Source organism: Acidisoma sp. (genome assembly GCF_035492295.1).
Classification (GTDB): domain Bacteria; phylum Pseudomonadota; class Alphaproteobacteria; order Acetobacterales; family Acetobacteraceae; genus Acidisoma.
Genome location: NZ_DATJJK010000219.1, coordinates 1 through 12,874 on the forward strand (window position 1 = coordinate 1; position 12,874 = coordinate 12,874).

At 65.4% G+C, this 12,874-nt stretch carries 15 protein-coding genes; 3 read left to right on the forward strand and 12 right to left on the reverse strand.

Annotation, left to right across the window (positions count from 1 at the left end):
- Positions 1-31 precede the first annotated feature (31 nt).
- The 8 genes from VL752_RS16560 to rpmH all read right to left on the reverse strand — a co-directional run bounded on the left by VL752_RS16560 (position 32) and on the right by rpmH (position 5,901).
- Entirely contained in the window at positions 32-694 is a 663-nt protein-coding gene (locus tag VL752_RS16560; protein WP_325356964.1) for a hypothetical protein, read from the reverse strand.
- A 151-nt stretch (positions 695-845) separates the two neighbouring features.
- Complete coding sequence (locus VL752_RS16565; RefSeq protein WP_325356965.1) at positions 846-1,511, reverse strand: hypothetical protein; 666 nt, start codon at positions 1,509-1,511, stop codon at positions 846-848.
- Between the two features lie 57 nt (positions 1,512-1,568).
- A complete protein-coding gene (gene argB, locus VL752_RS16570) occupies positions 1,569-2,471 on the reverse strand; it encodes an acetylglutamate kinase (RefSeq protein WP_325356966.1) in 903 nt (300 codons plus the stop codon).
- A 64-nt stretch (positions 2,472-2,535) separates the two neighbouring features.
- Positions 2,536-3,207 carry a ribosome biogenesis GTP-binding protein YihA/YsxC gene (yihA, locus tag VL752_RS16575; protein WP_408863160.1) on the reverse strand — a complete coding sequence of 224 codons (672 nt, stop codon included), beginning with the start codon at positions 3,205-3,207 and terminating at the stop codon, positions 2,536-2,538.
- Positions 3,208-3,234: 27 nt separating this feature from the next.
- A complete protein-coding gene (yidC, locus tag VL752_RS16580) occupies positions 3,235-5,031 on the reverse strand; it encodes a membrane protein insertase YidC (RefSeq protein ID WP_325356967.1) in 1,797 nt (598 codons plus the stop codon).
- Positions 5,031-5,351 carry a membrane protein insertion efficiency factor YidD gene (gene yidD, locus VL752_RS16585; RefSeq protein ID WP_325356968.1) on the reverse strand — a complete coding sequence of 107 codons (321 nt, stop codon included), beginning with the start codon at positions 5,349-5,351 and terminating at the stop codon, positions 5,031-5,033. Before yidD ends, yidC begins: the two co-directional genes overlap by 1 nt.
- Positions 5,348-5,722, reverse strand: coding sequence for a ribonuclease P protein component (gene rnpA / locus VL752_RS16590; protein ID WP_325356969.1), 375 nt, complete (start codon positions 5,720-5,722; stop codon positions 5,348-5,350). Before rnpA ends, yidD begins: the two co-directional genes overlap by 4 nt.
- Positions 5,723-5,766: 44 nt before the next feature.
- Positions 5,767-5,901, reverse strand: a complete 135-nt coding sequence (gene rpmH / locus VL752_RS16595) for a 50S ribosomal protein L34 (protein ID WP_325356970.1) — start codon at positions 5,899-5,901, stop codon at positions 5,767-5,769.
- A 501-nt stretch (positions 5,902-6,402) separates the two neighbouring features.
- Here rpmH and VL752_RS16600 point away from each other — a divergent pair.
- Complete coding sequence (locus VL752_RS16600; RefSeq protein ID WP_325356971.1) at positions 6,403-7,182, forward strand: sensor histidine kinase; 780 nt, start codon at positions 6,403-6,405, stop codon at positions 7,180-7,182.
- A 40-nt stretch (positions 7,183-7,222) separates the two neighbouring features.
- On the opposite strand, the gene VL752_RS16605 is transcribed toward VL752_RS16600, so the two are convergent.
- The 4 genes from VL752_RS16605 to VL752_RS16620 all read right to left on the reverse strand — a co-directional run bounded on the left by VL752_RS16605 (position 7,223) and on the right by VL752_RS16620 (position 10,403).
- The gene (locus VL752_RS16605) at positions 7,223-8,431 is read right to left on the reverse strand and encodes an MFS transporter (RefSeq protein ID WP_325356972.1); all 1,209 of its coding nucleotides are present in this window, start codon (positions 8,429-8,431) and stop codon (positions 7,223-7,225) included.
- A gap of 124 nt (positions 8,432-8,555) precedes the next feature.
- The gene (locus VL752_RS16610) at positions 8,556-9,020 is read right to left on the reverse strand and encodes a cupin domain-containing protein (protein ID WP_325356973.1); all 465 of its coding nucleotides are present in this window, start codon (positions 9,018-9,020) and stop codon (positions 8,556-8,558) included.
- The gene (locus VL752_RS16615) at positions 9,017-9,682 is read right to left on the reverse strand and encodes an MBL fold metallo-hydrolase (RefSeq protein WP_325356974.1); all 666 of its coding nucleotides are present in this window, start codon (positions 9,680-9,682) and stop codon (positions 9,017-9,019) included. The genes VL752_RS16610 and VL752_RS16615 overlap by 4 nt, the downstream gene beginning before the upstream one ends.
- Positions 9,683-9,692: 10 nt before the next feature.
- Entirely contained in the window at positions 9,693-10,403 is a 711-nt protein-coding gene (locus VL752_RS16620) for a DUF6134 family protein (protein ID WP_325356975.1), read from the reverse strand.
- A gap of 220 nt (positions 10,404-10,623) precedes the next feature.
- On the opposite strand from VL752_RS16620, the gene VL752_RS16625 reads away from it, so the two are divergent.
- Together VL752_RS16625 and VL752_RS16630 are read left to right on the forward strand one after the other, a co-directional pair.
- On the forward strand, positions 10,624-11,154 hold the full coding sequence (locus tag VL752_RS16625) for a SixA phosphatase family protein (protein WP_325356976.1): 531 nt from the start codon (positions 10,624-10,626) through the stop codon (positions 11,152-11,154).
- 29 nt (positions 11,155-11,183) lie between these two features.
- On the forward strand, positions 11,184-12,755 hold the full coding sequence (locus tag VL752_RS16630; RefSeq protein WP_325356977.1) for a CHAD domain-containing protein: 1,572 nt from the start codon (positions 11,184-11,186) through the stop codon (positions 12,753-12,755).
- Positions 12,756-12,874: the final 119 nt, after the last annotated feature.

Consider the following 12,874-nt stretch of genomic DNA (forward strand, 5'->3'; position numbering starts at 1 on the left):
GGGGCGCCCAAGCGTCCTGACAAACTCAGTCTCAGCTCTGGGACGCTCGCGGTACCGAAGCCGGCATCTCCGCCCTCGCTCGGATGAGTTTGGGCTCCGGCTGCTGGACATGGGGCACGACCACCGCGGCCGGGCGCTGGCCGAAGAGCGATCCGCCAGCGCAGTCACCCGCGCGGCGAGACACCACCTTGGGCGCCTGGCCCGCCCCCATGGCGGTGATCTGGACGCTTTCCATGCAGGCGCCGCCAGAACCGCCCGATGTGGCGGAGATGAAGGAATAACTGGCGGAGTCGCCCGGCGGCAACGGCCCGAAGGCGGCCGGCACGAGACTACCGGGACCAGGGATGGCGCCGGGCATGCCCCGCGTCATCATCACATTCATGGCGCTCATCATCGCTGCGGCCTGAGCGTCCATGATGGCGGAGATTCGGTCGACCTGGGCGAAGGGATCCTGTTGAGCGACGGGAACGACAGCCGGCATGACGGGAGCGAGGAAGGCCGCCGGCATTGCCGGAGGCATGATCAGCATCGTGGGCTGGGTCGGTCCGGCCAGCTGGATCGTTTGGACGCTGCCACCCGGCAACTGGAGGATGAGCGTCTTGAGGCCACCCTCTCCCGCATAGGCATAGCCTGCGAGGGCCGTGACGCCGGCCGTCATAATACCGGCGAGAAGAAGGGGTCGGAAACGCTTCATGAATATCTCCCTCACTCAGCTTGACGCCTGACCTGGATAGGCAACTCCGCGTGTCCCGGGGCTTGGCGAAAACCTGAATTTCCTGTCATGCAACCGTCAGACATGCGCGTCCCGGGGCCCGGTCAGTGCCAATCACTGGCGCGCTCACGCTCTAGCAGGAGAGCTTCGGAATCGAGGTCGTGAGGTTCGGAAAATCGAGCTTGAGTTCCTTGAGCGCCGCCATATCGTCCGCATAATGGCCGTGCGTCGTCAGCGTCGCCGTATGGTAGAATTCCATCCTGCTGTTCAGCTTGTAGAGCGACACGCGGTAGCGATGCGGTGCCACATGCGCCTCGTCACCCCAGATGAAGTTCCAAACCGCCATGCCGTAGCCGCGCCTGCCGCCGAGGTCGCCGACATAGATGCCGCCTTCGGCCATGGTATCGATCGTCTTGGGGGTCCACAGGCTGAGCTTGCCGTGATCCGAGCCGAAGACGATCGCCTCATAGGCGCAGTCCGAACCGCCCATGGCGGCGGCGACGGCAAGCACGGCGCGGGAGTCGACATTGGGACCGGGCAGGACGGCATAGTGCACCGTGGGGTTCAGCGTGCCGTCGGGTCCCTTGGAAATGCGGAAATATTCGGACTGTGTGCCGCCCACAGTCGCATTCAACAGGACCTTCCCATCCGGCCCGGCCAGCGCCACGCTGGGCAGAGCCCCCAGCGCCTTGATGGTACGGAGCGTCACTTGGCCGATACCGGGGAAATCCACCGTCGAATGCTCGGCCCGCGCCGCGACGGCCCCGAGTGAGACGCCGGCCACCAAACTCAAAGCCATTACGCCACGCCGGAACAGTCGCATCATTTCCTGCCTCTATGGATCGATTCGCAGATATTACCCGAGAATCATGGTGCCGACCCCACCTTCCGTGAAGAGCTCCAACAAGCAAGCGTGTTCGACGCGGCCGTCGAGGATGGTCGCCCCCTTCACGCCGCCGCGCACAGCGGCGATGCAGTTCTCGACCTTGGGGATCATGCCGCCCGAGATCATGCCGCTGGCGATCCCAGCCTCGACCTGCTCAACGGTGAGTTCCGGCAGCAACTCCTTCTGCTCGTTGAGCACGCCCGGCACATCCGTCAGCATGAGCAGGCGATGGGCCTGGAGGGCCGCTGCAATGGCACTCGCCGCCGTATCGGCATTGATGTTGTAGGTCTGCCCGTCCTCGCCGATGCCGACGGGTGCGATGACGGGGATCAGCCCGGCGCCGGTCAGGGCGTGGATGACGCGGATGTCGATATGAGCTGGCTCGCCGACGAAGCCGAGGTCAAGCGCGCGCTCGATGTTGCTGTCCGGATCCCGCACCAGGCGGGTCAGCTTGCGGGCGCGGATGAGTCCGCCATCCTTGCCGCAGATGCCGACGGCGAGCGCGCCCGCCTGGGTGATGAGCGAGGTTACCTGCTTGTTCACGGAGCCGGCGAGGACCATCTCCACGACCTCAACCATGGCGGCGTCTGTCACGCGCAGGCCCTGGACGAAGGTGGATTTGATGGCAAGGCGGGCGAGCATGGCATTGATCTGCGGCCCGCCGCCGTGGACCACGACAGGGTTGATGCCGACCTGCTTCAGCGCCGCGATGTCCCGGCCGAAGCCGGTCGCCAGCGCGTCGTCCCCCATGGCATGGCCGCCGTATTTCACAACGATGGTGGCGCCCGCGTAGCGGCGCAAATAGGGCAGCGCGCGCGAGACGGTGGAGGCCTGTTCGGCCGCGAGCCGGTAGCGTTCAGAGGCGGAGCTCATCCACTCATCCTTTCCTGCGAGACAACAAGAAACGCCGCCCCGGGGCGGCGGCAAGCCGTTACTGCTACCCCGCGTTCTGCGCCAGGGCAGCGAAGGCAGCGCGCGCTTCCGGAATGCCCAGGCTGGTTCGCGCGCTCGTCACCAACACCTGGGGGAAGCCGGCGGCATGCGACCGGGCAAGACCCTGGAGTTCCGCTTCCTTGCGCGCGAGCGGGCCGGGCTTCAGCCCATCTGCCTTGGTCATGACGATCTGGAAGGTGACCGCTGCCTTGTCGAGCAGGTCCATCACCGCCGTGTCTGAGGGCTTGACCTCGATCCGCGCATCCATGAGCAGGGCCACGCGGCGCAGATTGGGCCGGCCGCGGAGATAATTGAACATCAGGCCCTGCCAGTCTTCCTTCACCTTCTTCTCGGCCTGGGCGTAGCCGTAGCCCGGCATGTCGACAAGCGTGAGATGCCCGCCGAGGTCGAAGAAATTGAGCTGCCGTGTCCGGCCCGGGGTGTTGGAGGCCCGGGCGAGTGCGTGCTGCCCAGTCAGCGCATTGATGAAGGATGATTTGCCGACATTCGAGCGGCCAGCGAAGGCCAGTTCCAGCCCGCGCGGCGCGGGCAGCTGCTCCAGGCTCTGCGCGGCATAGAAGAAGTTGCAGGGGGCGGCGAAGAAAACCCGCGCCGCCTCCAACTCGTCAGCGGTTGCCGGCTCGAGGGAGAGGCTGAGCCCCTCCGGCATCGGCATGGTGTCTTTCTCCGCCATGACGCGGCCTCAGGCCTTCGCACCCTTACGTTCGGTCCGCAGCATGCGCGGCCGGTCGAGCCGGGTGCGGCGCATGATGAACCACTGCTGCGCACACGAGAGCAGGTTGTTCCAGCTCCAGTAAATCACCAGGCCGGCCGGGAAATGCGCCAGCATGAAGGTGAAGATGATCGGCATCAGCTGGAACAGGCGCGCCTGGGTGGGGTCCGGCGGCGGCGGATTCAGCTTCTGCTGCAGGAACATCGTGCAGCCCATGATGAGGGGCCAGGCGCCGAGATGCAGGAAGGGGGCAATCGTCGTCGGGTCCCAGGGGATGAGACCGAAGAGCGTGAAGATATTGGTGGGATCCGTCGCCGAAAGATCGTGAATCCAGCCGAAGAACGGCGCGTGCCGCATCTCGATCGTCACGAAGATGACCTTGTAGAGACAGAAGAAGACCGGAATCTGGATGACCATGGGCAGGCAGCCGGAGGCCGGATTGACCTTCTCCGCCCGGTACAGGGCCATCATCTCCTGCTGCTGCTTCGCTGGATCGTCCTTGAAGCGCTCGCGCATCTCCTGAATCTTCGGCGCCATGAGCTTCATTTTGCTCATGGATTTGTAGGATTTGTTGGCAAGCGGGAAGAACAGCAGCTTCACCGCGACGGTGAATACCATGATGGCGAGGCCGAAATTGCCCAGCACATGGTTGAGGTAGTCGAGCGCGAAGAAGATCGGCTTCGTCAGGAAGTAGAAGATACCGAAGTCGACCGCCTTGTCGAAACTCGGGATATGATAGACGGCCTCGTAATGGTCGAGCAGGCTGACCACCTTGGCGCCAGTGAAGGCGCGGCTGGTCATGGAAGCCGTGCCGCCGGGCGCCACGGTCTCGGCCTTGCTCGCGATGAAGTCGCTCTGGAACCCTTCGGTGCCGTTGACGCTGATGGCGCGGACCGAGCCGGTCATGTCGTCATGCTGGTCGGGAACGAGAGCGGTCAGCCAGTATTTGTCGGTGAAGCCAAGCCAGCCGCCGTCGCTCGTCTCGGTATAGCCGACGCCGTCATTCTTCTCGCCGTCCTTCTGGATGCTCTTGTAGCCGAGCTCGTGCAGGGTGCCGCGGAAGACGCCGATCGGGCCTTCATGCAACAGGTAGAAGCCGGAGGTCGGCGGCATGTAGTCGCGCCGGATGCGCGACCAGGGGAAGAGGTCCACCGCTGTCTTGCCGGCATTCTTCACCTGCTGGTCGACCGAGAACATGTAGTGGTCGTCGATCGTATAGGTCAGCGCAAAGGTCAGGCCCTGGCCGTTGTCCCAGGTGAGCGTCAGCGGGTGACCGGGGGACAGCGTATCGGCCGAAGCCTTCCAGAGCGTGTTCGAATCCGGCAGGCGCACGGGCGCGCCGTCGATCGACTGGCCCGGCGCAGGGGCCCAGCCGTATTGAATGTAATAGGGTTTGTCGCTGGTCGTCGGCTCCAGCAGCTTCACCAGCGGCGACTTGGGGTCGATCGTCTCGTGATAGTCGGTGAGCACGAGGTTATCGAGCAGCGCGCCGCGCAGGCTGATGCTGCCGTCGAGCGATGGGGCCTTGATGGCGACGGTGGGCGATGGTGCGGCGGCCACGGCACCGGCAGCGGCGGAAACGCCGCCCTTGCCGGCAGGGGCACCCGGCGACGCGTTATCGGCCGTGCTTGTGCCACCGTTCTGCGTGGACGTGATCGCGGGCGTCGTCGGCTTCGGGTGGGGCAGATGCGGCTGCACCAGGAACTCGAAGCCGAGGAGGACCACGAGGGATATCGCAATCGCGATGAAAAGACGCTTCTGTTCCATCAGCCGGCGGGGTCCCAGTTTGTTTGCCGCGGCTTGCCCTGTGGCAGGCCATGATCATGGTGGTGGTGGTGGTCGCAACCCTCACGCGGCGGCACGGGGTCGTAGCCGCCCGGGTGCCAGGGGTTGCAGCGCAGGATGCGGCGGATGGCCATCCAACCACCCTGGATCGCCCCATACTCCCGAATGGCCTCCAGCGCATAGTCGCTGCAGCCGGGGTGGAAGCGGCAATTGGAGCCGAGCACGGGGCGCAGCAGTGCCTGCCAGAGGCGCACCAGCCCGATGAGCAGCGCGCGGAGGATGGTGGCAAGGAAATCGTTCATGGCGCTCGGCCCTGTGCGGCCGCCGGGGCCGCCAGGTTGCGCTCGGCCCGCGCCAGGGCGCGGCGCAGATCCTCGATCAGCTCGACAAACGGCCGATCGGCCGTTTTATCCCGTCCGATCACGACCATGTCGAAGCCGCGATGCGCCTGCGGGTCAAGGCCAAGTCGCACGGCCTCGCGCAGGCGCCGTTTGGTCCGGTTGCGGACCACGGCATTGCCGACTTTCTTGGTCACGGTGAAACCGACACGCAACGGCGCCTCGTCGGCGCGCGGCATCAGCTGCAGCACCAGCCCGGGCATGGGAGCCTTCGCCCCCTTGCCCGCCACCGCCAGAAACTCCGCCCGGCGCTTGAGGCGTGGCGGCTGGCTCATGCGAGTCGTCGCCACATCACCACCTTCGGTCCGGAAGAAGAAAATCAGGCGGACAGACGCTTCCGGCCCTTGGCGCGGCGATTGGCCACCACCTTGCGACCGCCGACGGTCTCCATGCGGGCACGGAAGCCGTGGCGCCGCTTGCGGACGATCTTCGAGGGCTGATAAGTGCGCTTCACGTTACTCTCCAGTCTTCCCGGCCGCGGGCGGGCGTGGCCCGGCCGCCAGAACCGTCATGATAAGGCGTCAACAAAACAGGCGGGCGCCCTCATCTGGGATGAGAGTCCCGTTAGGAGGCGCGGTATAGAGTTCGCATCCCACGGGCGTCAATGCGCAAGCGCCGGTTGCCAGATGCGCCTTTTCGCTGATTATCGCCAAATGACCTTTTTCGGAGAGCCACCGGCCCCAGGCGCGCCCGGCCGCCGGAGCGACGCACGCCAAACCGCGTTCGCGCTTGTCCTCGTCCTGGTCCGCGGCCAGCCGAAGCGGCGACCTGGCATGCCGCGGAGCCTTGGCCCAAACAATTATCGGACGGTTGACGGTAATCCGGCCCCCGTCAGCCGTCCTCTTTCAAGCAAATTTAATACGGCCGGGCATTTTCTGGCGAAGCGCCTCGCGGCGAGCCCGATGGCCGCCGGAGGGGCGCTCGACACCGCAAACCGGACGGAGTCCGTGCCAGCATGACCCACGCCGACAGCCCTGATCCCCAGGACCGCGAACTGGTCTCTCTCAGAGCCGAAGTGGCGGATCTCCGCCACACCCTGGGTGACGATGTCTGGCGACTCCGACGACTTGCCGAACTCGGCGTCGCCCAGGCGAAGCTCAACCACGATCTGCGCAACATCATGGCCTCCGCCCTGATGGTGGCGGATCGGCTGGAGACGTCGGAAGACAGCAAGGTGGCGCGTGCAGGCCGGCTCATCGTCGCCGCCCTGGAGCAGGCGACGGCGCTCATCAACACATCGCTGGATTTCGCCAATGACGGCGCTCCCGCGCTCGCCCGCGCGCCCTGTCCGCTCGGCCTCCTGCTCGACGAGGTCGCCCAAGAGGTCCATGTCCAGCACCAGACCATGGCGGTCGAGTATCGGATGGCCGCCGATGTTACGATCGAGGCCGACCGCGCGCTGCTGCTCCGCGCGTTCGGCCACCTTCTTCGGACCGCGGCCAAAGCCCAGGCGCGGCGCATGGAGATCATGGTCGAGGCGCTGGCTGAAAAGATCGTCATCCATCTTTCAGATGACGGCCGCCCCTTCCGGGACGAACAGCTCGCCAATGCGCTGCGGCCCTTCTCGGGCGCCTTCCGCTTTGGCAGCAGCGGGCTCGGCCTCGTCATCGCCCGCGAACTGATCGAGGCGCATGGCGGCACCATCTCGGTCCGCCATGCAAGCGGGGAAGCGACCACCTGCATCGAGGTGACGCTTCCCCTCTCCGCCCCCTCGGGTCCGATCGGTTCAGGATGAAGCAGACCCCGTCTCCGTAGACGAAGTCTGATTCGGCAGCTCAGCTGCGGGCTTCGCCACCCATTTTGACGTGGCTCCGCTCCACGCCGAAGGCACAGAGGAGCGCAATGACGACGGCGACCACCCCGGCGACCCCGGCAAGGGCATAGCTGTAGTTGTGGTTGTAGGCCGCGCCGATCCGGGTCTGCAGCGTGGCATTATAGGAGGCGAGGAAATTGCCCAGCTGATAGACGAACCCCGGGAAGGTCGCGCGGATTCCGGGCGGCGAGAGCTCGTTGAGATGCGCCGGGATCACGCCCCAGGCGCCCTGGACCATGAACTGCATGAGGAAGGCGCCAAGGCCGAGGAGCCAGGGCGAGTCCGAAAAGGCCCAGAGTGGGATGACGGGCAGTGAGAGAAGGGCGGCGATGACGATGGCCCAGCGCCGGCCGATGATTTGCGAAATCGAGCCGAAAGTGAGGCCACCCAGGATCGCACCGATGTTATAGACCAGCGCGATCACGGTGATGGTGTCGTGGCTGAAGCCATGCTGCACCTTCAGAAAAGCCTTGGGGTAGATGTCCTGTGTGCCGTGGCTGAAGAAGTTGAAGGCAGCCATGAGAATCACGGCATAGATCGTCAGGCCGGCGTGGCGCCGCAGAATGTCCCTGACCGGGACACGGGGCTCGCTCTGGCGGGCATGCCAGTCCGGACTTTCGGGCACGTTGCGGCGGATATAGACAACGAGCAGAGCCGGCAGGGCGCCCACGATGAAGAGTCCACGCCAGCCGACCAGGGGATAGAGCAGGCCGAAGGCGAGAGTCGCCAGGAGATAGCCCGAGGGATAGCCTGCCTGCAGCAGGCCAGAGACCCAGCCGCGCCATTTAGCCGGAATGGTCTCCATCGTCAGCGATGAGCCGACACCCCATTCGCCGCCCATGGCAATGCCAAACAGCGCACGCAGGATCATGAAGGAGAGCAGCGTGGGCGCGAGGCCCGAGAGCAGTTCGAGCGCCGAGAAGCAGAGGATGTTGAACATCATCACCGGCCGGCGGCCGTATTTATCAGCCAGGCGCCCGAAGATGAGCGCACCGAAGGCGCGCATCAGCAGAGTGAGTGTGATGGCAAGGCTCGCCGTGGTCAGGCCAACGCCGAAAGTCTTCGCCACATCATCGAAAACGAAGATCATGATGAAGAAGTCGAAGGCATCCAGCGTCCAGCCGAGATAGGCGGCAAGCACCACGCGGCTGGCGTTCCGTGTATCGGACATCCGTCCCCCACATTGTTCGTTGTGACAGGTCAGCGCCGAGAAGCTTCACCGCTGGCAGCGGCATCCTGTCAGTTTGGAGAGGAATTGCCAAGCTGGCGGAAAGCTTGGGCGCCCGCGCCGGTGATTAGCCGTGACGGTGAATGGGGTCGATCCACGCGACATTCTCCGGCTTCTCCACCGGCTCAATGTCGAGGTTGACGACGATAGCCTCGCCGCCGCTCCGCACCAGCACGCATTCCAGCGGCTCATCGGTCCCGGCATTGATCTCCTGATGCGGAACGAAGGGCGGCACGTAGATGAAGTCTCCTGGGCCTGCTTCGGCCACGAATTCCAGATGGTCGCCCCAGCGCATGCGGGCCCGGCCACGCAGCACGTAAATGACACTCTCGAGATCGCCATGATGATGCGCGCCGGTTTTGGCATGCGGCGCGATCGTCACCGTGCCGGCCCAGATCTTCTGAGCGCCGGTACGCGCCGCGGTGATGGCGGCGGCGCGCTCCATCCCCGGCGTCGACGCCGTATTGGGATCGAGCTGATTGCCCGGGATGACCTGGACGCCGTCATCGCGCCAGCGTGCCGCGTCCGTCATGCGCCCTCGACAAGAAAAGGATTGGTCTGGCGCTCGGTCCCGATGGTCGAGCGTGCACCATGGCCGCAGATGAAGACGGTGCGGTCGTCCAGCACCATCAGCTTCTCGCGGATCGAGCGGAGCAGCGCCGCGCTGTCGCCATAGGGGAAGTCGGTACGGCCCACGGAGCCGCGAAACAGCACGTCACCGACGATGCCGAAGCCGAGGTCACGGGCGACGAACACAATGTGGCCCGGTGTATGGCCCGGGCAGTGCAGCACCTCGAAATCATGCCCGGCGATCTCGACGCGGTCGCCCTCCGCGAGCCAGCGATCCGGCAGAAAGGCGCGGGCATCGGTGATGCCGTAGCCCTCGCCAGTAACCTGCAGACCGTCGAGCAGAAAGCGGTCGCGCTCGTCCGGCCCCCAGATTTCGACCGGTGCAGCCTGCTTTGCCGAAAGTGCGTCGCGCAAGCGCGCGGCACCACCGGCATGGTCAATATGGCCATGGGTGAGAAGAATGCGGTCGACGGTGATGCCGGTGGCGGCAGCCGTTTCGAGCAGCCTGTCGACATCGCCGCCCGGATCGATGACCACGCCATGCAGCGTCTCGTCATCCCAGATGAAGGCGCAGTTCTGCTGGAACGGCGTCACCTGCTCGATCGCGATCTTCAACTGCCCCACGGCCGACCCCTCAGACCTTTTCGTAAGTGACGAGGGAACCGTCATCCGCCTTGAAAGACAAGCCCACCCATTCCCAGGCGTCGGTGAAGAAGGTGTCGAAATGGAGATCGCCCCGCGCGGCGAAGTGGCGGGCCGGAATTCTGCCGCCCTCGGCCGTCACGACATCGGTCATGCCGTGGCTGGTCACCACGGGGCGCATCAGGCGTCCATCCTGGGTGTTGATCATCGGCCCCTGCAGCATGGCGTGGTTCCATTGCGAGGTGGGGAGCGCCCCTGGCGGCGCTTCGTAGCCTGCCGGGTCGGCGGTGCCGCGGACCATGAATTTCTCGTTCACCCGCCAGCCCTGGGCGTAATAATTCCGTCCATTCTTCTGGGTGGTGGCGGCGAAGCTCAGTAGCTGGCCATTGTCCCATGTCTCGGTCTCGTGGTGGTGCAGCCGAAAGACCGTGACCATCGCCATCGTGACACGGATTGAGACATCGACGAAGACCGTCATCTTCGTGCCGGAGCGTTCGAAGGAGACCGTCTCATGGCCGATCTTCTCGTTCTCACGGATGAGATTGAAGGTGAGTTCGTTGTCGGGCGGCACTTCCTGGGCTCGGGCGCCACCGGCCATAAGGAGGGCGGCTCCTGTCGCCCCCATGCCGAGCAGCGAACGCCGGCCCATGCCGAGACCCCAGGGGCGTTGAGGCGAAAGCTTGGGGGGATGCTGCTCCGTCATACACAAGCCTCGTGCCAAGCGGTGCCGATCGGCTTTTTGTCCTGCGGGCAGGAATGGCATGTCTTTGCGCGCATGGGGCATATCTCCGTGGTCAAGATTCTTGCGGTCCGGCGGGCAGCGCCGCGCCTGGGCTCATCCATCCGGGTAGGTGCCAGCCCTTATGACGGGAATCCGCGCCGCGGCTGGCGACAGGAACGGATTTTCGTGCGAGGATCGGGTCATGCGCCAGCTCCTTCTCCTGCGCCACGCCAAGTCGCGTTGGGACGATCCCAGCCTCAGCGACCACGACCGTCCACTCGATACGGAAGGGAAGGCTGATGCAACCGCGATGCGCAGCGCGATCCAGAGACTGGGCTTTAGGCCGGATCTCGTCCTGGTCTCCTCCGCCCGGCGGACGCGGGAAACGCTGGAGCGGATCGAGCCGCTGAGCGGGACGCCGCGCATCGAGAAGACCGGCGACCTCTATTTGGCCAGCCCACGGCAGATTCTGGACCTTCTGGCCGGAGTACCGGCCGATGCCGAAAGTGTTCTTGTAATTGGCCATAATCCGGGCCTCCACGACCTCGCGATGAGTCTCCTCGGTGCCCATGCCGCGAGCCTGGGGCAGCCGGGTAGCCAGCGCCTTGCCCGCGGCTTTCCCACCGCGGCCCTTGCGGAATTCGCGCTCGCCGGCAGCTGGCGCAGCCTTCCGGAAGGTGCCCGACTGATCCGCTTTCTTACTCCGCATGATCTGCAACCTGCCGCAAGTTAATGTCTAGCGAAGAAGTCGTCACCAATTCCTTGATCATACTCGAACTTACCTATCCCTCCACTGCCGAACAGGATGTTCTGCGGCACCCTGCCTTGAAGCCCCGCGGGCGTAGGCCCCGCGCCCGAAAGCTGGAACGGGTCTGGCACGACACGGTCGATTTCCAGCTTGCCCATCGCGATCTCGCCCTCTCTGAATACGCCGGACAATGGCATCTGGATCGCCTCGGCCTCGGTTGGCCCCGCCGGCCGGGCACCGCTGCGGCACTGATCGCCGACGCCATCAATCCCGCCGGCATCGAGGCGGAGCTCGGCGAGGCGCTGCCGGGGCCGCTCCGCAGCGTCACCCGCTTCACGGGTGAGATCTTGCGACTGCCAATCACGCTGGACGGCGGCCCCGCCGAATGCCGCATTCTGCGGGGCACGCTTTTCGCGCTCGGGCTTTCGGGCGAGGCCAGCGCCCCGCATCCCGTCTACCGCATGGAGATCGAGGCGACCGCTGCAGCCGCTGTGGATCTGGCGCAGCAACTGGCGGCCGACCTTCCGGTCCAGCCAGCCGTCGCGACCCTGCCTCACGAAGCGCTGCTGCTGCGGGGAACCAGGATCAAGGCGCCGCCCGCCCCGCCGCTCGATCCCGGAATGGCAACGGAGGACGCGCTCGCCATCATCGCCTCCGGCTTCGTCACCACCTTCCTCACGCGCCTTGGCCAGATCCCGGGGCGCAGCGGCCCCGAGCCCGTGCATCAAGCGCGCGTCACCATGCGGCGCCTGCGCGCCCTCATGCTCGCCTTCCGTCCTATTCTGAAGGACAGCGAGGACCGCGTGAAGGACCTGCTCGTGGAACTCAAGGCGGTGCTGGGCCCGGCCCGCGACTGGGACGTCTTCCTCTCCGAGACGGTGGCACCGATTGCGGCCAGCCTGCCGGAGGATCAGCCCGCCATGCTTTGGCTGCGCGACGCAGCCGAGGCACAGCGCGAAAGCGCCTATGCCGCCCTCATCGCTTATCAGCATCAGGCAGACTATCGCGCCCTCCTCTGGCAGCTGGCCGCGCTTTGCCTCGGCGTCGGCTGGCGGCATTTCGCGCCCTCCGTGCCCGAGCAGCAGGAGCAGCCGGACGGACCGAGCGTGGCAGCGGGCGCCGCCCCTCCGCCCCCGCTCGCCGCGGATCCGAAGGCCGAGGGCGACATGAGCCGCCTCGGCGAATTCGCACTCCGCTGCATTGACGGCCGTTGGAAGAAAACAGCCCGCCCGTTGCGTGACGTCATCCCCATGCCGGTGACCGAGCTTCATCAGCTGCGCATCAAGTGCAAGAAGCTCCGCTACCAGGCGGAGATGTTCCAGGACGCGCTGCCCGGCAAGGCAGCCCGCAAGCTGGTCCGCCGCCTCACCAATACCCAGGAGATCATGGGCGAACTCAATGACGGGGCGGTCGCCGGTGACCTCGCTGAGAGCTTGCGCCCGAAGACGAGGACCACGGCACGGGAGCAGGTGCTGGCGGCAGAGGCCACAGGTCTGGTCCGCGGCTACGGTCTGGGTCGCGCCAGCGGCAGCCGCGAAGCGGTCATCGCGGCTTGGCGGAAACTCGTGAAGTCTAATCCTTTTTAAACCCGTCCAGTCTCATCCTTTTTGAGGACGGCGCGGGTTCTCCCTCACGGCGCTTCTAGGCGTAATGCTGCGAGCGCGAAGATTGCCAGGAAGCCGGCTCCGGCCTATGTCAAAGCTTC